Here is a 20,013-nt window from a genome sequence, read left to right as displayed (position 1 = left end):
TTCTGAAATTGAGTCATAATTTCCGGCAAGGCTGTTGGGGTGGCTTCCAAGTGGATTCCCCGGTGAAAAGGCCAGACGCTGGAAAACTTGCGCGCTCAGCCCCCCCGTATACAGATCGCGCCCGGAAGGAACCATAGCGGGGGGGGGGGGAAGGCGCACCTGGCCCAACAACCAATCGCGCTGCGCCCTCGAGAGTGAACCTGCGCACCCGTTTCCTGCAGTTCGTTTAAACAGTTTGATACCCGGCATTCTTCACGCCATGAGCACGGGAGAGACAGGACTACATAAATTGCTGGCTTTCGAACTTCATGTCTTGGCTGCCTTCTTGATCAGTTCCAATTGTCCCACAGCATATCGCTCCACCACAACCAATGTTTCCGTGCAGGCGAGCACCAGATCATCCGGCGGAGGCGTCTCATCGTAGTAGGTGCCGTGGCACAAAGAGTTGATCAGGACACTCTTGAGGGTCATGTACTCATCGCCAGCCAGATGCTTGACAAAGTCTGTAAGGCTGTCGGACTTGTCTGGCCTGCAGAAGCGTCCAATCGCCTCCAACACTGAACGGATCGAGTTTGCGGTCCTGTGATCTGGATCCTTGCCATTCGCCACCTCATAGATGTCGATCAGTTGCTGCTGGAAGGGGGCGATGTACTTGTTTAAGCGCGCGAGACTATGGCTTTTGCCGTCGCTGTGAAGTGCGAAGGCCGCATTGTCTTCGACCACTCGGTTAGTAAGTGAAATATTGAAAAAATAACTGCTATGGGTCAGCAAAAGCAATTCCGGTTTCCAGCACGAGTTACCGTCTATTTTGCCTGGGTTAATTGAAATCTCGCCCTGATCCGAGATGTTCAGGTTCTTTAGTGTCTGTGCGATTGTGAAGACAAAATCATAGGACATTGAAGTGACCGGGTCGTCAAAGACAAAGAATAGCTTTTTATAATCGCTGCCTGTCACCACCTTCTTGTGGGCGCATGCAATGAAATAGCAGAAAGCAATCGCGGTCTTCTCGCCGTCACTCAATGTTCTATGCGGCCCACGAGCCATTTCCTTATCGCCACGCTTCAATACAAAGTTCGTTTTGTCGAAAACATATTTCTCGGCGAAGAACTCCTTGAGGAGCAATTCGAAGGTCTCGGCAACGCGATCCCGCGCTTGTGCGGATGGGCTGGACTTTTCTAGTTCGTTCACATTGCCCTGCTTAACGAGGACATCGGCCTTCAACGCACGCAAGCTTTCGATACTTGGCCAATTACTGATGGCGAATTCGCGTTCAAATACCGCGCAAGCCTCTCGTTGCAATGATTTACGCTCTTCATCAGCCTTCTCTACAGCTGAAGTTAGCGCTTCTGCCTTACTATTATTGTCTTTAATGACTGCGTTTATTTTCGCGATTCCAGCGGGTAGGTCTTCGGCAGGAAGCGCTGCCACCGTTCCAAGAGAGGCGGCCTTGTGTTCGATCGTCGACTTCAGAGCCGATATCGCGTCTCGCACAGTCTTCAGCTCGTCCGCACCGTCGTTGACTTCTGTATCTCTCTTTGAAGGCACATGGCGCTTCAAGTCGTCGTAGCGGGATTTCTGCCTTGCGAGCTTGGTTTCCGCTTGATCTAGCTGCGTTTCCCTTTGTTTGAGTTTCCGGAAGAAATCTCTCAATTCCGCTTTGTGTTTTTCTTCCTCATCTTCGAAGTACTCGATGTAGGCGTCAATCACCGCCTTGGGATCAGGGTTGGTGATTCCTTGTTCGCAGAAGGGACACTCGGTCCGGTGCTCATCTCGAACGATCTTTGCGCCTTCCTCGTAGAAGCCGTGATGCGAGTCGATCTTCTTCTTGATCGCATCGGAGACACTTGATGGGGAGGTCAAGCGATCAAGCGATGAGGCGAGGGCATCGAGATCGAAATCATCGGTCGCGACGGCCTCTACTTGTCCGGGATAGACGGGCTCTGCGGGTATCGCCTTAAGACTGTCTAAGTCTTTGATGATGTCGGCGAGTGACTGCTTGGGAGCTTCCGGTTTCTCCTGAAATGTCTCCATGAGTTTTTCCAGAGAAAGCGCCTTGTACTCTCTCAGCTGCTTGTTGATACCTGCCTTCGCATTCAGCTCCGCTTCTTTCGCTTCAGTAAATTGTCTCTCAAGCGTGTTGTAGGCTCCAGATGCCTTTTCTCTGGCTTCTTCCAGTGCCTTCGTCGCGTCATCGAGCTTGATGTTTTCGCTATCGACAGCGATCTGGTTTTCGATCTCGCCATCTAGTTCATATTTGCGCTCCCTAAGCTCTTCCTGCACGAAATCTTCGGAAAACACGTGGAAAATTGTGTCATTCACCGTCGCCGTAACCGCGTTTCCAACCTTTTGCAGGTTAAGCGTCCCCATCGCTGTCGGGCCGCGGGAGAATGCGAACGAGCCGGAGCCATCGTTGGACTCGTCAGACACAAGGCTGAACGCGGCGTCTGACACATCTTCGCTCTGCCCATGTAGGTCGAGATATCTGAACGCCCGCGATAGGAAGGACTTGCCAGTGCCATTTCGCGCAAACACCAAATTCTGATTATTCTTCGTCAACTCTCCATCGAGAGTAAAAACGGGTCCGAGATGTCGGACTGACAGCGAAAATTTAGGCTTCGGCGCTGTATTCATTCTTTACTCTCAAATCCATCAGTACAAGTAACTCATCTGTCTTTTCCATCGTCATCTGTCTCTGAGCTCAGGCGTGGATGGATTGAAGTTCACTCGCCATTGAGGCCTCTGAGCAGTCGCGAGTCAAGATTATCCATTATTAATTTGGTGTCTGGGGCGAAGGCTCTGGCCCACTAGGCGAGCCGAAGGTCCGTCTCCTAACTTGTGCATGAGAGTGTTCGCATTTGCAGCCAACTTCTGCTTCTTGCCCCAGCGGGTTTACAAGGCTTGGTCACTCTTCAACCCCATACAATGCCTTAAGTTGACGCGGCACCGGCGCTTCGAGATCCCACTGCACCGTTATTGGCGCCTCCCCCTCCCATCCGACGAACCGGACTGGACCAGCGTAGCGGAAGGGTGCCGAGCGGCCATCCCGTAGTTTTGACTTGCGCAGGAACAGGTGCACCGTCCAACCGGGCTCTTCGCCAGAAATAATGCGGCCTCGCATGTCGTCGCGGCGGGTGCTGGTCTGGGTTTGCCATACAAAGCGCGTGGGGCTGGCGAACTGGTCGGCATAATGGCCGCCAACGGACATGCTGCCCTTGTCCATCGTTACTAGCAAAATCATCGCCCGCGCTTCCTTCAAGACGACGATACCGGCGTTCCAGGACCCTGTGTTGAATACCGCTCCGAAATTGGGCGCGATCTGGTCGCGCTGATACTCTTGCCAGAGCGCCAGACCCTTGCCGGGTGCAGTCGGGGCGGGGGCCGCGTCTTCGGCGGCCTCGGTGAGGCTAGTGCCCTCGGGCATATCGTAGACCACATCCCGCGCCTGAAAATATCGCAGCAGCCGCCAGTCCACGAGTTCTGAGGCAAGCGCGGAAAGGGCCACGTTACCGTCTTCGGTAAACGTGGTCTCGAAGGTGCCAGGCCCCGACCGGAACCATTCTGTTTCGGCCAGGATCTTCAGAGGCTGCTGCATCATGACCGCCCGCAGTCGGGGAACGTCATCTGGATCAACGCTCAGATCCGACTTGATCTGGGGATTTCGACGGGCCTGCCGGGCGACGCGCTCCACTAGATCGGTTAGGGCGATCCGCCCCGGAAAGGCGTCTGCCTCGATCATCGCGCGTAGGACCAGCATTTTGTAGCTGCGGGTCATGCGGGTCGTCTCGATCTCGTCCAGAAGGGCACGATGCGCGGTCCAGGCGGTGTGCTGTGCCTCCGACAGATCGCCCATGTCGGCCACGAAGCCCAGCCAGCCCGCATGCCCCGTGCGGCCCGGGTTGAAGCCTGCGTGCTGCACCTCAGAGGCTGTGGGTCTTGTGCCGTGGCGCTCGCGGAAATCGCGGTAGAAGGCGGCCAATTCCTCGCCATCGCGCGGTTGGCGAATCAGGGATCGCAGGATGTCGAGCGCCTGCAGGTCATAGGTTACATCGCAGCCCACAGGGAATTGGATCAGCTTGTCGTTCAGCCGCTCCAGCGCCAGCCGCAGCGCGCCGTCACCCGCGCCCAGCTTGAGCAAGGTGCGAAACTTGGTCAGGAAAATCCGGTGGTTGCCGATATAGTCGATGACGGCCAGATGTGTCTTTTCCGCCGACCGCCGCAGGCCGCGGCCAAGTTGCTGCAGCCAGATAACCGGACTTTCGGTGGGGCGCAGCATCAGCACCGTGTCGATCGAGGGCACGTCCACGCCTTCGTTGAACATGTCGACGGCGAAGACGATGTCGAGATCGCCATCCTCCAGCGCCTTCAACGCGCTGGCCCGAGGGGCGGAGGTATCGCCCGAGTGGACCGCCACGGCGCGCAGTCCGCGGCTTTGCGCGAAATCGGCCATGAAATCGGCGTGCCGGCGCGAGACGCAGAAACCTATGGTTTTCTTGCCGCCGCGTTTGGCGAGCTGTTCGAGCGCGTTTTCGGCGCGGGCCCGGGTGGCAACAGCCGCAGTCAGCGCAGCTTCGTCGAACCGGCCGCTACGCCAAGGGATCTGGGCGTATTCGACCGGATCGGGCACGCCGAAATAATGGAAGGGTGCAAGAAGCCCGCGATCGATTCCGGACCAGAGATCGCATTCATAGACAAGGTTTTCCTCGCACAGGCCCAACAGATCGCCACCGTCGCTGCGGTCTGGCGTGGCGGTCAGTCCCAGCAGGAAGCAGGGTTGGAAATGGTCGATGATACGCCGATAGGTGGCGGCGGCGGCGTGGTGGAATTCGTCGACCACGATGTAGTCGAAGGCGCGGGGATCGAAGCGGGTCAGATGGGAGTTGCGCCCGAGTGTTTGGACCGAAGCGAAGACGATATCAGCCTCGGCGTCCTTCTCCTCGCCACTGTAGCGGCCAAGCCGGGCGCGGGGACGGACGGCGCGAAAGGCGGTCATCGCTTGGGTCAGGATTTCCTCGCGATGCGCCACGAACAGGACGCGGGCCGCATCCCCGCTGTCGAAGGCCGCAAGGAAGGTTTTGCCGAGCCCGGTGGCCAGAACCACCAGTCCTGAACCATAGCCCTTCGCCCGGGTCGCCCGCAGCGCGGTAAGCGCTTCGGCCTGCACCTCGTGCGGGATGGGGGCCGTTTCCGGTGGTTCTTCCGGCACGCCACTGATCACGGGGCGGGGTGCAACACGGCGGTCCTCATAGCCGTCGATCCAGGCTGGCGTCAGCTCGGTGACCTCGGGGCGTGCCAGCAAAGCCTCGAAGGCAGCGCGGGCGGCCAAGAGCGGCGCGGGATCGACCGGGTCGACGTGGCGCAGGTTCCATTCGATACCGTCGGTCAGCGCCGAGCGTGACAGGTTAGACGATCCCACAATCAGCGCGCCACCATCACCCGTGAAGGTGAACATCCAGGCCTTGGGGTGGAAAGGGATCTGCGCTGCTTGAAAAACATGCAGCCGCCGCGCGCCCTCAAGGTCCGCGATCAGCCTCAGGGCCGCCGGTTCCGTCACGCCGAGGTAGTCACCGGTCAACAGCCGCAACTGTCCGCCCCGGTCCAACAGGTCGCGCAGATGCGGCAGGACCAGCCGCACGCCCGAGGCCATCAGGAAAGACACCGAAAGATCGACCGCCTGCGCCCGGTCGATCAGGGGACATAGATGGGCGTGCAGCGCATCTTCACCGCCCGAGATCAGGGGCCGATCATGGGGCATGCCTGGCAAGGGGCCGGGTGCTGCGAGCGGCGGATCGATCCGTAGGTGCACATGGCCACCGGTCTCAACCAGCGTCACACGCGCTGCCGTGTCTGCGGTCTCCAAAAGGGTCTGGGCGGGGCCAATCCGCGCGCCCAGTGCGGCATGTTCAGAGGGTGAAAGGTCTCGCCAGCGCGCAACGTGACGGCGCGGGGCAAGAACCAGCCCAGCGCCCTGGCGGGTCAGGATGACCTGTGCGTCGCATTCAACAATGGCGCTCGCCGGGGCGTCGCAGAGAGCGCAAGGACCATCGTGCGGCTTGTCTTCGGCACGCGATCCATCCATCACCTCTTGGTCACCACCGCGTTTACCCACATCTCCGATGCCCGATCCGGGCGGCAATCCCGGCTTTGCCAGATATCAGGCTGACTGAGCGCGCCGCATCCGTCCAGGAGGATCGCGAGGCTATCCTCGGTCATGTCGGTAAATTGTCTGCCGTCCTTGACCCGTTCACCCGTGCCAAGCTTGAACGACAGATACAGCGCACCGCCCTGTGTCAGATGTGCGGCAAGCCGCTTGATAACCGCAGGCAAATCTGCGGCAGCCACATGCAACAGTGAGGCGCAGGCCCAGATACCCTCGAACTGATGATCCCAGGCGAAGTCCTCGAATCGCATCTGACGCGCCTGGACTCCCGCATGCTCTCGCGTTGCCGCGACCATGGCAAGGGAGGCGTCGAAGGCCTCGACCTTGTAGCCCAGAAGCCGAAATGCCAACGCGTCCCGTCCTGACCCCGAGCCCGCATCGAGGATCCTAGCAGATTTGCCTTCGACGATTGGCAAAGCCGCCAGGAATCGACGCTGCACGTCCGACATGTCCACACCTCGGGTGGTCGAGATGAAGATCGTCGCATTGGCATCGTAGAATTCCGTCATGCAGCTTTCCAAGTCAGGCGTTAATCCTTGCCATTTTCCTATTGGGAGCTCGAATTGCGTTTGCAAATATGCTCTGTTTTTCAATGTCGTGTGGGACAGCCTCAAGGCTAACTGACATATTGCATCGGTGTCCAGGAGGAAGCTGGTCGTCCCTGACGAAAACACCCCGTGTTCAGTGTCCGCTGATGTTCAATTTTGCTGCCCCCTGACCCACGGGCTGAGCTTCGGCATCGCAGCCGTCACACCGACTTCCCGTAGCATCCCGCCTGAGATCAGCCCGTCCCGCACCCAGTCCAGCGCGCGCCACCAGTCGTCATAGGCGCGCCGCGCAGCTTCGATCTGCTCTGGGTGCGGACGCCATCTGACAGGGCATGCCAGTACCTCGACGGTACGCCATTTGCCTCGGTTCAGGATACGTTCAGTGCCAACGACGACTGTGGTGGCCCGCGCACCGTGCTGGTTGCGCTTCATCTCGACCGGCACGCAGCGTGGGACGGCACCCGGCATCCAGTCCGGTGTCAGCCCCGCGCGTGCGAGTTCGGCCACCCGGATCGCCATGCGCTTGCCGCCCAAGGCGTCAGGCAACCCTGCGACAATGGCGGCGATTACCTCGGCATCCTCATGGACATAGCCACCAAGCTTGTGCTGTCCGCCATCGACCTGGCAGCCCAGCGCTGCGCGCTGCAACAGGACGTATTCCAGCCCAAAGCCGAAGCCCTCTTCGGTCGCGCTTTGCGGAAGTGGCAGTTCCAGCTGAGCCTTCTCGACCCGGAACGCCCATTCCAGCGCCTGTTGCACGCCCATGGCGCGTTTTGCCTTGCCGCCCGCATTCGCGCTGGGCGTGGACATGCGGTTCAATCTGCGATCGACCCGGCTCATCGGATGCCTCGCTCGCGCAGGCGTTCGACTGTGACCAGCCCCCGTTCCAGCATCGCATCGCGGATGCTGTTGCTGATCGTATTCGCGGGCAGGAACCGGTCGGAATTGACCAGATCGGCATAGAAGGCCGCCTTTTCGTCAGCGCTGGGCGTTGGGCTGTGATCATTGTTTCTCTGCACTGATCGGCCTTTGCCGTTTGCAGCGAATTTCTGCGTAATCGGCGCTCCGGTCTGTTTCAGGCGCTGGGCTGCGCGCTGCATGGCGCGGTCGAGTGCCTTGGGGCCATCAGGTGGTTCGGGATGGGTTCTGCGCGATTCCTCAGCCACCTCAACGATCGCAGCCTCGTCGAGGCCCAGATCGTCGCGCCAGCGGCGGACATGCTCGCGCGGTGGCCAGCCTTGCCACCAGCCGGGCAGGGCAGTGGGGTCAAGGCCCAGCGCCTTGAGCAGCTCTTCAAAAAAATCATCAGAAATCGCCTCGCGCGCTCGCGCGTCCTCCTCCTCCTTTACTGGTTTACTTAAAGGTTCCCTTACAGGGTTAGTGTCCGGATTCCGGACACGGCTTTGGCGATTTTCCGGACACGGGTCAGGCCGAAAATCGGACACGGGTCGGTCGTCACAGCCGTGTCCGGAATTGAGACACGGCTCTGCCATATCCGGTGTTTCACCGTCGAATGGCCCGATATCTGCGATGCTTGCGGCCTCGCCTGCATTTCCATGTCCGGTTTCCGGACACGGGTCTGGCTCATGCGGTGTGAAGCCCGGTTCAAACCCCAGAATGTAGCGGGTGGGCATCTGGCGCTTGGTGACCGGATGGATACGGGGGACGCGCCGTAGAAGCCCGGCTGTCTCCAGCTGGCCCAGATGTTCATTCAGCGTCGAACGGCTGATTTCGCAATCATGGGCAAGCCGCACCTGCGAAGGGAAACAGCCATAATCGGGGTTGAACCGGTCGCACAGATGCCAGAGCACGATCTTGGTAGTGGGTTTCAACCCGCGCTGCTTGATCGCCCAGTTGGTGGCCTCGTGACTCATGGCGCGGCCCTCCGGGATGGGCTGACCGTGCGCTGACCCGTATCGGCCTGCACCACCCGCGTGGTGAACCGGTTATCGGCCAGCGCGTCCAGCGCATCGTCGAGCGCGCGCACCAGCGCCCAGCCATGACCCTGCGCCAGCACGGCGTCGCGAAACGCCTCCTGGTTCGCGCTAAGCCTGCCCTTGATGGATTTGAGCTCCAGAAACAGCACCCGCCCATCGCAGAGCACCATCAGATCGGCAAAGCCCGGGTGGACGCCCATGCCGACCAAGATGGCCTGGCGTTTCGCCCCACGCGTGCCAGGTTCGGTGACCTCATTGGCGCAGTGGTGGATGATGGCCGCGCGGGGCAGGGCAAAGCGCAGGGCCTGCACGACTGCGCGCTGCAGATCGGCCTCGGGTGTGCCGCGGCGCTTCATGGCCGGCCCTCCCGGTCAGAGCGATCACGCCCAGCGCGCGTGGGCGATCTTGCGTCCAGCACAACGAGCAGGATCCGCGCATCCTTGCGCTCCGCGTCCGTTTCGCCATGGATCACCAACACATTGCAGGCGAGCCGCAGCAGGTGATCGGAATGGTTGACGACATCGGCCACGACCATGCGCGCCTCGCGTAGACGCTCCTCTATCCAGTCCTGACGCGCCTGTTCGCGCTGGCGGTGCTGGCGGTAGGGCAGGGGGATGCTCATTGACGTGCCCCCCGGCGCGTGCGGCCCTGGTCAGCCCCTTCGAGCTTTTCCAGCCAGGCCAGGACTGTGGTGCGGCGGTAGTAGATTTTGCGCCCGGCGCGCACGCAGGCCGGACCCCGGCGTGCATTGGTCCAGCGACGCAGGGTTTCTTCGCAGACGCCCAGTTCCTCAGCCAGCTGGCTGCGGCTGATCCAGCCCTGCAACAGGCCGCTTTTGGTGGTGCCAAGGGATGAAGCGGGTGTCGGATCGGGTCGTGTCATCTGCGCTCTCCTGATTTGGGCCCGGGTCGGGCGATGTCGTCAGACATCACAAGCACAGCGTCAGGGGTGGCAGGGTGGCAGTGACCGGCAGTGACAGAAGGGGGCGTTGCCACCCTTTTGCCACCCCCGTGCCACCCCTTGTTTTATTGAGTTCTCGTGATTTCGCGCTGCAACGCGGCAGGATTTGCAAACTCTGCAAAGTCAGTTTCGCTGCGGGTGCGCGTAGCCCGCCGCGCCACATTCGCGCGCATTCGCCCGAATACAGCGGCGTGAACGGTCAAGGGCGCGCTGATGGGCCACATTCAGGGGGTGGCAAGGGTGGCAGTGACCGGCAGTGGCGTGCCGGTTTCTATGCTGGCCACTGATTTCACTGAGGTTTTGGTGGCTTCGGCCATATCGGGCGACAAAGCCCCACCAATGGCTGGAATCGCGCTCTGGCAGTTGGCGCGCGCGAAACCGCAGGTTTCCGTTCAATCCCCATACAACAAGGGGCGGCACAGGGGTGGCACGCATTGGCAAAGCCAGTGCCGGTCACTGCCACCCTGCCGGAATGGCGATCAGATAGCCTTGATAGTGTCGCGAATCTACGCGTCATGGACAGGGAAAGGAGATGCGCCGATGCCCAAGCGAGTGCGATTGACCGAGAAAGTCCTGCGCGATGCCATTCCTGTCGAGGGACGCGATTACCAGATCTTTGATGATGACATTCGTGGCTTTGCAGCCTGCATTTACCGGGGCGGTGGGCGCGCTTTCACCTTCGACTATCGCCATGCAGGTCGCCAGCGCCGCATGACTTTCGCGCGCTGGCCGGAATGGTCAGTATCGGCTGCGCGCAATCGGGCGAGTGAACTGCGCCGCGATGTCGATCTGGGGCGTGACCCATTGGCCGAGCGCGACCTGATCCGCGAGGCTCCGCGCATGCAGGATCTGATTGATCGCTATCTCAGAGAACATGTGGTCCGTCTCGCCCCGGTCAGCGTGGCTGACCAAAAGTCGATGATGGAGAAGATGATCGCGCCGCATTGGGGGCGCAAACTGGTCACAGAGATCACCCGATCCGATGTCGAGAAACTGCTGGCAAAGGTTGCCGAGGGCCGTGCCCGACCGCACAAGGCGAAGCCCAATAACCGCGCGCGCAAGCTTCAGGGTGCAAAGCCCACTCCCGTGCGCGCCAATCGCGTGGGTGAAGTGCTGCGCAAGATGTTCAATCTCGCCATCGACTGGGGCATGCGCGAGGACAACCCGGCCAATGGCTTCTACCGTCGCCCCGAAACCCCGCGCGAGCGATTCCTGACCATGGAAGAGATTGATCGGCTGGCGGCGGCACTGGATGCAGATGAGGATCAGCGCGCCGCAGGCATCATCCGCATCTGCATGCTGACCGGGGCGCGCGTGGGCGAAGTGCGGCAGGCGCGGTTTGAGCAGTTCAATCTGGAACAGGGCATCTGGACCAAGCCTGCAGCCACGACAAAACAGCGCAAGCTGCACCGCGTGCCGATCTCTGAGGATGTCGCGGCCATCGTGCGCCAGCGCAGGTTGCTGGTGCCAAAGGGCAATCCCTGGCTCTTTCCCGGTGACGTGCCGGGCCAGCCGGTGAAGGAAATCCGCCGCTTCTGGATGCGGGTACAGAAGGCAGCACAGATCGAGGATGCCCGCATCCATGATCTGCGCCACACGTTTGCATCTCTGCTGGTCAGCGGCGGGGCGTCGCTCGAGATGATCGGCAAGCTGCTGGGGCACACGCAGATGCAGACCACATTGCGCTATGCGCATCTCTACGATGCCCCATTGCGCGCAGGGCTCGATGCTGTGGCCAGCATGGTGCGCCCGAAGCTGACCGTGGTGCCAAAACCCGACGCGGATCGCAAATCGGCATGATCAGCGCGCGCGTCAGGTTTCCTCTTTCTTTCTCAGCTTCTGCCAGAGCGGAGTAATCCGACGCCGGATCGAACGTTCATCGGGCACATCATCGCCGTTGGAGTTCAGCACGAACCATTCCTGCATTTCGGCCACCAGCGCGCCTTGTGATGCGGGTACGCCGTCTTCATGCAGGCGCAAGGCCAGGGCTTGCAGCATGCCTTCCCAGTCATAGGGTGATGACGATCCCGGGCCCCCCGCGACACGGCGCAGGATCGTGTTCTGGTCTTCGAACCGGTACACATGCGCGCCTGCGACGAGCAAATCCGCGATATAGACCTCCACCCCGTGCTCTGGCGCGGTGACCAGCCGCCAATCCGGGCGGTCAGGCGGGCGCATGCGTCCAAGCCGGATGGTCTTAGGGGCCGTGCAGCAGCGGCGAAATACGGGCAGAATATCGAAGGCCGCCACGATCACTTCGCCGGCCATGATCTCGTCCCCGACGCGCACAGGCGGGATGCCGGTCACAATGTCGATCCTGCCCTTCACGGCCAGGCCCGCAATGTCGGCGATGGTGCATTCCCATCGGACGGCAACTTCCTCGATCGTGAAATATTCTCGCTGTGGTAATGTCATCGCGGTATGGTCCTTCTGCCATGTCTTGAGAGCCCCGTGACCGCGCGGTCACGGGCGGGGTGGTCTAGCCAAGTCTGCAGGGCACTCACTCTTAGATTGCGAATCGTTAAAATGACTCGTGCTATGGTTTATTATGACCTACCCTCTATGGCAGGAACTGCCGTAGTAGGAGCGATTTCATGTCATTTGGAAAAAGTCTGGATTTGATGCGCCTGGCCGAAATGGCGGCCGGGCGGCGCAAAGGGATCTGCGTGAACGATATTGTCGACGAACTCGACGTCAATCAGCGCACTGCCCAGCGCATGTTGCGGGGGCTGGAACTGGCATTTCCCGGCCTCAAGGCTATCGATGGCCCGGGCCGTCGGCGATACTGGAAGCTGAGCGACTCGCGCTTTGTTCAGATGCAGGGGGTGCGCGACACAGAACTTGCCGCGCTCGACAAGAGCATCAGGCGTGCCATGGACGAGGGGGCAGAGCAGGATGCAAAGGCGCTGGCTTCTCTGCGCGACCGGTTGATGGCTGCTCTGCCCTCGCACCAGATCGCGCGCACCGAGACGGATGCCGAAGCCTTGCTGATGATGCAGGGCTATGCCTGCAGGCCGGGGCCAAAGGTGAAATCGCACCCTGAAATCATGGGAGCGATATCGCAGGCCCTGAAAATCCCCTGCACGATTAAGATCGTCTATCGCAGCGCCAGAGACAGCGAGGCACGCGAGCGCGAGCTTGAACCCTGCGGTGTCCTGCTGGGGATCCGCCCCTACCTGGTGGCGCGGGATCTGGGCAACGGGCGTGCGCTGCGCCGTTACCGCATCGACCGGATTGAGAAGGCCGCGATCACGATGCAGGCCTTCAAGCGCGATCCGGATTTCGACCTGAAAGCCTATGCCGCGCAATCTTTCGGATCATTTCACTCTGATGCTGAACACACCCGCATCATTTGGCGTTTCGCGCCCAGCGCGGCCGATGCGGCGCGCGAATTTCTATTCCATCCGACGCAGGAGCTGACCGACGAGCCCGACGGCAGCCTGCGCGTCGAGTTCACTGCCTCCGGCTGGGTCGAGATGGCCTGGCATCTCTATCAGTGGGGCGATCAGGTCGAGGTGATCGCGCCGGAGCCGCTGCGCGCGATGGTCGGAGGGCATCAACGTGGGGATCTGGGGGTGGTGCCTTGATGTAGGCGGGATAGCCACGATTGCCGTTGCGCGGCCCAGATCTGTTACTTGATCTTATTGAATGCTGCGCGGCGACTTTCCCGGAAACGGTCACAGGGCTACTGGCCAGCCTGCAATCTTGTCAATACAAAAGATATAAAGGTGAGTAAGCACCATCTAATATTAGACCGTTTGGCAATTTGTTGTGGATGTAAAAGGAATTGAGATGATCCGTTTCCGACGAGTAGCGTTGAGTCCACTCAATGCGTGGCTCGTCGCAAAGCCTGTGACCCGTTCGCACCGCAAATATGAATTGCGCGTCTGGCGCGAGGTGAACGACAACTTCGCGGCGCTGCGTGACGAACTGATCGACTACGCCCAGGAGGCGCTCGACGACGCTCGCGTGCGCATTCGTAAGGGGTTCGAGGATAAACTCTCGCCCTTTTCCGATCCCGTCGACGATCCCGCAGCCCACTACCCCGCGATGCTAAATCGCATTACCCTGCAAGGCTATCTCGGTGAGACGCTCGCGGGTCTCGCGGTCGAGCATTTCGGCGCGTTTGGCAAAACCGACTGGCATGTCCCAGCCTTCCTGTTCCGTTTTCATGATCAGGAGTTCCAGCATCTTGATCTCATCAACGAGCGCATCCTAATGGGGGAGCCGCACGACCGTGACGCGGAGAAAGAAAAGCGGCCGGGGCGGACCGGCGACGATGCGCTTGCATTTCGCCTCGACGCGCAAGGCAAGATCACCCATGTCCTTGCGCTGGAAGCGAAATGTCTGGCCAAGAGCAATACCGAGACGATTTCGGAGGCTCATAGTAAGCTGGCCGCCGGGACGCAACGCCCGAGCGGAATTCGTGAGCTCATCACTTTGCTTTCGGACTATGAGGCGGACGCAGCTCAGGAATGGGTTGCCCGCCTGCTCGAACTGTACCGCGATGGGTTCAGGACCGCGAAGCGCCGCGATAGCCTAGCCTACACCGTTGGTCATTGGCCGGTCCGGCCTGCGAGCCGTGTGAGCTGGCTGCCCTCCGACGCGCCGCACACATCCTACACCGCTGACCGGCGACTCGAGGCGATGGAATTCCAGCTCGAAGATCTCAAAGGTCTCGTCGACACGCTATATCGGGGGCGTGATGTCTAGCGAAGCTGTTCTTGAAATCACGGCGAAAGTGAGACGGGACTTGGCTGGCTCAGCACTGTCGCCTCTTCAGGCCAAACTCTACAGCCAGCGCGTCAGGCGCGACATGGGCGCTGCTGGGCTGCCGTCGTTCAGCCCGGCTGAGCTTTCCGCCCGGCTTGATGAGGCTTGCCTGCTGCTCGAAACTGGTTGGCTTGAACGTGCGGCGGATGATGGCCGTGCTTGGACGACCGCGGTCAAGCGCGCTGCCGAAGTTCTGGAATGGATCTCGCACGAATCTCTAAAGCCAGCGGAGGCCCCCATCCATCTCCTTTCGGCGGCCGCGTATCAGGTGGCCGGGTATCCGGCCATGGCGCTTGGTCATTTGCGTAAGATGCCAACCGATGAAGCCTTTTCCACGATCCTTCGCGAATTCCTGCGGGGCGACTTCGATGCCGCGCTTACTGCCGTGCAGGCGTTCTGGAAGGTTCAGCACCAGCTTGGCGAGGACGGTGTTTCACGGGCCGTGACAGACGACGAGGTCGATAGCGAGCCGCTAGTCGATCTCGAGGTGTCGACCGTGCGCCACGTGATCATGTGCATCGGTACCATTTGCTCCTATCTGCGAACCGGCGAAGCGACGCTAGTCGATCGCGCTCTCGCCAAGCTAGATGCCCTCGCCAGCAGCTATGTGCATAGCCGAGATCCCTACTCCTATTTACTGGCGCGGCTATGCGCGGGCGCAGCCCATTGCTTCATCGCGGCGAGTCTTTGGCCGCATATCGAGCGGCTCGCCGATGATGCGAACCTGCGTACACGCGCCGCGCTGACCCAGTTTGCTCGTGCCGCCTTTGTCAACCGTCGCGCCTTGGTTTGGCCTGCCCAACGTGCAGGCATCGACCGGCTCGCTGCCAATGACAGCTTCGTACTCTGCACACCAACAGGGTCGGGCAAGACGACCATCGCCACTCTTGGCGCCGTTCAGGGACTGTTCGCGCCCCGCGCCAATCCGCTTCTCCCAGAAAATCTCATTCTCTATCTTGTACCGTCACGCGCACTCGCAGCCGAGGTCGAGACCCGCTTTGCTGAAGACTTGCGCGGTATCGCAGCCGAACCGGTCGTCGTGACTGGCCTTTACGGCGGCACCGACTGGGGGCCGACCGATGCCTGGGTGCAGGTCGATCAGCCCACCGTTGTCATCTGCACCTTCGAAAAAGCCGATGCTTTGCTGCGCTATCTCGGGACACTGTTCCTTGATCGCGTGCGCTTGGTAGTGATCGACGAAGCGCATATGGTTGAGCAGGATCCGAGCAGAGCGGATGCTGTCAACGACGGCACCTCTAGAGCGCTCCGTCTCGAGCAGCTTAGCGCGCGGCTATTGCACGCGCAGGACGACAAGAATTTCCGGATCATCGCGCTCTCGGCGGTCGCCGCCAAGGCTGCGCCCGCTATTGCCTCCTGGCTATCGAGCGACGCGGACGGCGGGCCGATCAGCTCGACCCATCGCAGCACCCGGCAGATGCTCGGGCGGCTGGAGGTCGCGCGCAGCGGCCGGTTCGACATCCGCTATGACCTGATGGACGGCCGCACGCTCGAATTCGAGGACGAGCGCAGTGATGATAGCCCGTATATCCCTAGCCCGTTTCCACCAGTTCCCGGCGGTGTCGACAGCACGCTCGGGGTCGAGAAATCGCTACGCGGTCCGACACTCTGGGCCGCCCTCCACCTCGCCGCCGAGCGCCCCGACGGCACCCGGCCGATGGTGATGATCTCGCTGACCCAAAATGTCAGCTCCTTCGCCGAGAATTGCGCCGATCTACTCGAAGCTTGGATCGCGGCGGAAATCGCGCTACCAAGTTACTGGTCGGTCGCTGACGACGATGCTCATTGGCAGAGCTGCCTTGCTGCGGCCGAGGATTACTTCACGAGGGCGTCGTTTGAATATCGACTGCTTGTGCGCGGGATTGCGGTCCATCACGGCCAAATGCCAGGACTGTTGGCACGCCGGCTCAAGGTGGCGATCGATCGCGGCAACGTCCGTGTCGTGATTGCGACCTCGACGCTGTCCGAAGGGGTCAATATCCCGGTCAACACGCTGCTCATCCCAAGCGTCCATCGCTCCAATGCGGTCTTCACAGTCAATGAATTCTCGAATCTCATCGGACGCGCTGGTCGGCCTGGCGTCGCGACTGAAGGCACTGCCCTCGTCGTGCTCCCCGAGCGTGAGTATCGAGGCCGCAGCCGGAAACATGTCTGGAACCGCACCTGGGAAGGGTATGAGGAGCTTGTCGAGGAGCTGAAAAACGCAACCGAGCTTGCCTCGACCGGGGACCAGTCGATCGAGGGAGGCAGTGCCAACAGTGCGCTTGCCATTTTGCTTGTTCGTTTGCGCGAAGCCTGGGAAGAGCTCACTGGAAGCGATGATGATGTTGCCTTCGGCGAATGGCTCGAAGAAACCGCGATTGTTGATGACGATGATAGTGACGATCAGAGTGAGAAACTGCTGGATACGCTCGATGGGCTATTGATCGCGGCGATCCAGGAAGTCGAGCAGTTGCGCAACGCTAGCCTCAGCGCCGCCGACCTCGAAACCGAGTTGTCCGCTTTGTGGCAGCGAACTTACGCCCATGTTGCCGCAGACGAAGAACATCGCCTTGCTCGAACTTGGCTCGGGCGAGGCAGGGCGATCACCAGTCTCTATCCTGACCCCAATCGCCGCCGTCAGCTTTACAAGACTAGCCTCCCGCCCCGTTCGGGGTCGATCCTTTTGGATAATGTCGCCGACATCCGCGCTGCCTTGGTCGATGGCATCGATTATGCTGACAAATCCGCTGAGCAACAGTTTCAGTTCGTCCGGGCGATTATCGCAATGCTGAGCGAAGTACCGGCATTCCGCATTTCGAAAAAACTAGGCCGGAAGCGCAAGCCGTTCCTAGACTGGGAGAAGCTGCTGCGTTGGTGGCTGTTCAAGACAAGCCTTCGCAAACAGCCCAATCCGAAGGAACTCGGCCCTTGGTTTGCTTTCGTATCTGAGAATTTCATCTACCGAAGCAATTGGGGACTGGGCAGCCTCGTCGGCGTGCTGATGGATCAAGGCGATGCCGCAGGTCCGGTCGACGCGCTTACCCTTGACGACTGGCCTCGCAGCGGCCTGCCGTGGATTTGCTTCTGGCTTAAGGAGCTGGTCAACTGGGGCACGCTCGATCCGGTCGCTGCCTTTCTGCTGGCGCGTGGCAATGCTCGTGACCGTGTACAGGCTGAAGCGGATGCGCGCGTATATTATGCGCAGCTCGACGATGACACTGCGCCAAATGACAAGATCGACCCGCGTCGCATCAGAGAGTGGGCCGAAGCGCGCCAGTCGCCAGAGCCTAAACGTTATGCATCACTCGAGATAGTGCTCGATGTGCGGCTCGAGAGGTCGGAAAGCGATTATGTTGTGCGTCGACTTAGCGTGCTGCCGCTTTTAAACGACCACGGTATCATTTGGATTGATCCTGCCGGTTACGCCGTCGCTTACTGCGAAATCCCGGCTAACTGGGACGATCAATCTTCGCAATTCCGTTTTGAACTGTCTGTCGATCTGCGTCAGGTGAGCGGCGAACCCTATCTGCCATACCGGCGCGAGGGAACGTAAGGGGCGAGTGCGCCGGAAGAACGCCTTACAGTCATTCGAGGTGAACCCAAGGCAACAGTGAGCAGACGCTCGCTGATAGCGGTCTACGAACCAACTTTAATGGCAAACACGGTCAGATTGATGATGATTTGGCAGGGCAGGTATGCCTGCAACATCAACGCCACATCAACCCGCGAGTGCGCGTTTGGCGTTGGGTTTGTGGTCCGATGTGCCCGAATTGCAGTGAATGTGGGGGAAGAAGATTCCTGATATCAAAGGCATATCTCGTAAGTGCATGATTTTAATAAACTAACGAAAACTCAAAGGGCTGGGCTCATAACCTGAAGGTCGTAGGTTCAAATCCTACTCCCGCAACCAAAATAATACGCCAAATCAAATGCTTAGAGCCCGACTTAATCAGTCGGGCTTTATGCGTTTATTCCATGTCAACGCCATGTCAACGTTTGACGAGTCGCACCCCCCGAAAAGCCGTAATCATTGATAATCAGCCGAAACCAGTGATGGTCGATGATGTTCGGGCATATTGGAACGGATCGGTTTGGCCGGGTGATGGCTGACAATTCGGTCTGCTCGCGTTACGGTACCAGCTCGTAGTTCGTGCTGCGACCGCCGGCTTCGCCCTTCCGCATCAGTCCAAGTTCAATCAAGCTCGCAATGTCGCGATTTGCACTATCCTGAGAGCACTTGGCAATTGTCGCCCATTTCGACGTGGTCATCTTACCTTCAAAGCCGTCGAGTAGGCGGTTCAGAACCTTGATCTGGCGTTCGTTCAGCGGCATCGGGGCCGCGCGTTCCCAGAATTGAGCCTTCGCGACAACTGCAGCTAGTACACAGTCCGCTCCTCGAATGGCGCGATCCAGGCACGCGAGGAACCACAAAACCCACGCTGTCACGTCTGTTTCGCCCTTCTGCGTTTGCTCCAGTTGATCGTAATATGCGCTCCGTTCTGTCCGGATCTGCGCCGACATGCTGTAGAACCTCTGTGAGCTCCCCTCTGACCGCGCCAGCGCAAGATCAGCGATGGCACGAGCAATCCGTCCGTTGCCATCCTCGAAGGGGTGGATCGTCACAAACCACAGATGCGCCAGGGCCGCCTTGATTACCGGATCGGATGAAATTGGCGCGTTGAACCAGGCGAAAAATGCTTCCATCTCTGCCGCGACCCTAGAGGCAGGTGGCGCTGTGTAATGCACGCGCTCCCGGCCGTAGGGCCCTGATACCACCTGCATCGGGCCGGTACTGTCATCGCGCCAATCCCCGACGCGGATGCGTGTCATGCCGCTGCGCCCGGTCGGAAACAGGGCGGCATGCCAGCCGAATAGGCGTTCCGCTGTCAGTGGAGCGTCGTAGTTGCGCGTCGCATCAAGCATGACCTCGACGATGCCTTCGACGTTGCGATCTGTCGGAAGCAGGGCGCCAATGTCGATGCCAAGGCGACGTGCCAGCGATGACCGCACCTGAGTGGCGTCGAGCTGTTCGCCTTCGATTTCGCTTGTCTTGACGACGTCCTGTGTCAGCGTCTGCAGCACCGCTTCCTCGCGCAGCTTGAAGCCTAGCGCTTCCATTCTGCCGATCAGCTTGCCCTGGGTATGGCGCATCTCAGCTAGGCACGTGGCGACGCGCACGTCTTGCCAAGTTAGGTTGGGCCAGGTGTCTCGTTCCCAGATTTGCATCACATACTCCGCAAAATGTGCGGCGATAATCCGGCTTTTTCTCCGCTTTGGCAAGAGCAAAAGCCGCAATATGTGCGGAGAATAGAGTGGGCAATCTCCGCACGGCACGCCTAGCCTATTCAGGATCGTCGGCTAGATCCGCCTTTTCTATTCGGCGCCTAGCACTCGTGCTCAGCGACCCCGTCTGGGCCTGCACACACGGGCCTCTTGGCATCGGAGTTGTGCTCGTGGCATCATTTGAGCATGATTGAATTCCGTACGCTTCCTGATGATCACCCAGACTTAATGCGCTCGCCGCTGCTGCGTGGTGCCCTCTTGACGCTGCAATATGTGTAGCGCGACAAACTTGATGAGAAGAGCGCGTCAATCAGGATGAGAATCCTTGGTCGCGACGCTTGAGAAGATGCCGCCC

General features: G+C 60.0%; 14 protein-coding genes. 4 read left to right on the top strand and 10 right to left on the bottom strand.

Annotation, left to right across the window (positions count from 1 at the left end):
• Window positions 1-306: 306 nt before the first annotated feature.
• The 8 genes from ACFTOW_RS06915 to ACFTOW_RS06880 form a co-directional block, all read right to left on the bottom strand.
• Window positions 307-2,631 carry an AAA family ATPase gene (locus tag ACFTOW_RS06915; protein ID WP_379914332.1) on the bottom strand — a complete coding sequence of 775 codons (2,325 nt, stop codon included), beginning with the start codon at window positions 2,629-2,631 and terminating at the stop codon, window positions 307-309.
• 271 nt (window positions 2,632-2,902) lie between these two features.
• The gene (locus tag ACFTOW_RS06910; protein ID WP_379914331.1) at window positions 2,903-6,106 is read right to left on the bottom strand and encodes a DUF3427 domain-containing protein; all 3,204 of its coding nucleotides are present in this window, start codon (window positions 6,104-6,106) and stop codon (window positions 2,903-2,905) included.
• Window positions 6,076-6,666: a class I SAM-dependent methyltransferase gene (locus ACFTOW_RS06905; protein WP_379914330.1), complete on the bottom strand. Its 591-nt coding sequence runs from the start codon at window positions 6,664-6,666 to the stop codon at window positions 6,076-6,078. The genes ACFTOW_RS06910 and ACFTOW_RS06905 overlap by 31 nt, the downstream gene beginning before the upstream one ends.
• 189 nt (window positions 6,667-6,855) lie before the next feature.
• Window positions 6,856-7,515: a hypothetical protein gene (locus ACFTOW_RS06900; protein ID WP_379914329.1), complete on the bottom strand. Its 660-nt coding sequence runs from the start codon at window positions 7,513-7,515 to the stop codon at window positions 6,856-6,858.
• 26 nt (window positions 7,516-7,541) lie between these two features.
• On the bottom strand, window positions 7,542-8,579 hold the full coding sequence (locus tag ACFTOW_RS06895; protein WP_379914328.1) for a helix-turn-helix domain-containing protein: 1,038 nt from the start codon (window positions 8,577-8,579) through the stop codon (window positions 7,542-7,544).
• Window positions 8,576-8,998: a VRR-NUC domain-containing protein gene (locus tag ACFTOW_RS06890; RefSeq protein ID WP_379914327.1), complete on the bottom strand. Its 423-nt coding sequence runs from the start codon at window positions 8,996-8,998 to the stop codon at window positions 8,576-8,578. Before ACFTOW_RS06890 ends, ACFTOW_RS06895 begins: the two co-directional genes overlap by 4 nt.
• On the bottom strand, window positions 8,995-9,264 hold the full coding sequence (locus tag ACFTOW_RS06885; protein WP_379914326.1) for a hypothetical protein: 270 nt from the start codon (window positions 9,262-9,264) through the stop codon (window positions 8,995-8,997). The genes ACFTOW_RS06890 and ACFTOW_RS06885 overlap by 4 nt, the downstream gene beginning before the upstream one ends.
• Complete coding sequence (locus ACFTOW_RS06880; protein WP_379914325.1) at window positions 9,261-9,524, bottom strand: helix-turn-helix domain-containing protein; 264 nt, start codon at window positions 9,522-9,524, stop codon at window positions 9,261-9,263. Before ACFTOW_RS06880 ends, ACFTOW_RS06885 begins: the two co-directional genes overlap by 4 nt.
• A 618-nt stretch (window positions 9,525-10,142) precedes the next feature.
• On the opposite strand from ACFTOW_RS06880, the gene ACFTOW_RS06875 reads away from it, so the two are divergent.
• Window positions 10,143-11,402 (top strand): tyrosine-type recombinase/integrase, encoded by a 1,260-nt coding sequence (locus ACFTOW_RS06875; RefSeq protein ID WP_379914324.1) that lies wholly within the window; start codon window positions 10,143-10,145, stop codon window positions 11,400-11,402.
• 12 nt (window positions 11,403-11,414) lie between these two features.
• On the opposite strand, the gene ACFTOW_RS06870 is transcribed toward ACFTOW_RS06875, so the two are convergent.
• Window positions 11,415-12,017 carry a hypothetical protein gene (locus ACFTOW_RS06870; protein WP_379914323.1) on the bottom strand — a complete coding sequence of 201 codons (603 nt, stop codon included), beginning with the start codon at window positions 12,015-12,017 and terminating at the stop codon, window positions 11,415-11,417.
• A gap of 179 nt (window positions 12,018-12,196) precedes the next feature.
• On the opposite strand from ACFTOW_RS06870, the gene ACFTOW_RS06865 reads away from it, so the two are divergent.
• The 3 genes from ACFTOW_RS06865 to ACFTOW_RS06855 all read left to right on the top strand — a co-directional run bounded on the left by ACFTOW_RS06865 (window position 12,197) and on the right by ACFTOW_RS06855 (window position 17,928).
• Window positions 12,197-13,189, top strand: coding sequence for a helix-turn-helix transcriptional regulator (locus ACFTOW_RS06865; protein WP_379914322.1), 993 nt, complete (start codon window positions 12,197-12,199; stop codon window positions 13,187-13,189).
• Between the two features lie 205 nt (window positions 13,190-13,394).
• Window positions 13,395-14,315, top strand: coding sequence for a hypothetical protein (locus ACFTOW_RS06860; RefSeq protein ID WP_379914321.1), 921 nt, complete (start codon window positions 13,395-13,397; stop codon window positions 14,313-14,315).
• Window positions 14,316-14,355: 40 nt separating this feature from the next.
• Entirely contained in the window at window positions 14,356-17,928 is a 3,573-nt protein-coding gene (locus tag ACFTOW_RS06855; protein ID WP_379914320.1) for a DEAD/DEAH box helicase, read from the top strand.
• A 575-nt stretch (window positions 17,929-18,503) separates the two neighbouring features.
• Here ACFTOW_RS06855 and ACFTOW_RS06850 read toward each other — a convergent pair.
• Entirely contained in the window at window positions 18,504-19,601 is a 1,098-nt protein-coding gene (locus ACFTOW_RS06850) for a Fic family protein (RefSeq protein WP_379914319.1), read from the bottom strand.
• Window positions 19,602-20,013: the final 412 nt, after the last annotated feature.

The sequence above is a fragment of the Lacimonas salitolerans genome, assembly GCF_042677865.1.
Classification (GTDB): Bacteria; Pseudomonadota; Alphaproteobacteria; order Rhodobacterales; family Rhodobacteraceae; genus Lutimaribacter; species Lutimaribacter salitolerans.
The sequence above is the reverse complement of the archived record's forward strand: the minus strand, read 5'-3'. Positions and strand labels throughout refer to the sequence as shown.

What these genes read in the sequence shown, in the direction of transcription:
- ACFTOW_RS06850 (WP_379914319.1), bottom strand. Translation starts at nt 19,601, where the DNA reads ATGCAAATCTGGGAACGAGACACCTGGCCCAACCTAACTTGGCAAGAC.
- ACFTOW_RS06865 (WP_379914322.1), top strand. Translation starts at nt 12,197, where the DNA reads ATGTCATTTGGAAAAAGTCTGGATTTGATGCGCCTGGCCGAAATGGCG.
- ACFTOW_RS06905 (WP_379914330.1), bottom strand. Translation starts at nt 6,666, where the DNA reads ATGACGGAATTCTACGATGCCAATGCGACGATCTTCATCTCGACCACC.
- ACFTOW_RS06900 (WP_379914329.1), bottom strand. Translation starts at nt 7,515, where the DNA reads ATGTCCACGCCCAGCGCGAATGCGGGCGGCAAGGCAAAACGCGCCATG.
- ACFTOW_RS06870 (WP_379914323.1), bottom strand. Translation starts at nt 12,017, where the DNA reads ATGACATTACCACAGCGAGAATATTTCACGATCGAGGAAGTTGCCGTC.
- ACFTOW_RS06895 (WP_379914328.1), bottom strand. Translation starts at nt 8,579, where the DNA reads ATGAGTCACGAGGCCACCAACTGGGCGATCAAGCAGCGCGGGTTGAAA.
- ACFTOW_RS06885 (WP_379914326.1), bottom strand. Translation starts at nt 9,264, where the DNA reads ATGAGCATCCCCCTGCCCTACCGCCAGCACCGCCAGCGCGAACAGGCG.
- ACFTOW_RS06915 (WP_379914332.1), bottom strand. Translation starts at nt 2,631, where the DNA reads ATGAATACAGCGCCGAAGCCTAAATTTTCGCTGTCAGTCCGACATCTC.
- ACFTOW_RS06875 (WP_379914324.1), top strand. Translation starts at nt 10,143, where the DNA reads ATGCCCAAGCGAGTGCGATTGACCGAGAAAGTCCTGCGCGATGCCATT.
- ACFTOW_RS06860 (WP_379914321.1), top strand. Translation starts at nt 13,395, where the DNA reads ATGATCCGTTTCCGACGAGTAGCGTTGAGTCCACTCAATGCGTGGCTC.
- ACFTOW_RS06890 (WP_379914327.1), bottom strand. Translation starts at nt 8,998, where the DNA reads ATGAAGCGCCGCGGCACACCCGAGGCCGATCTGCAGCGCGCAGTCGTG.
- ACFTOW_RS06880 (WP_379914325.1), bottom strand. Translation starts at nt 9,524, where the DNA reads ATGACACGACCCGATCCGACACCCGCTTCATCCCTTGGCACCACCAAA.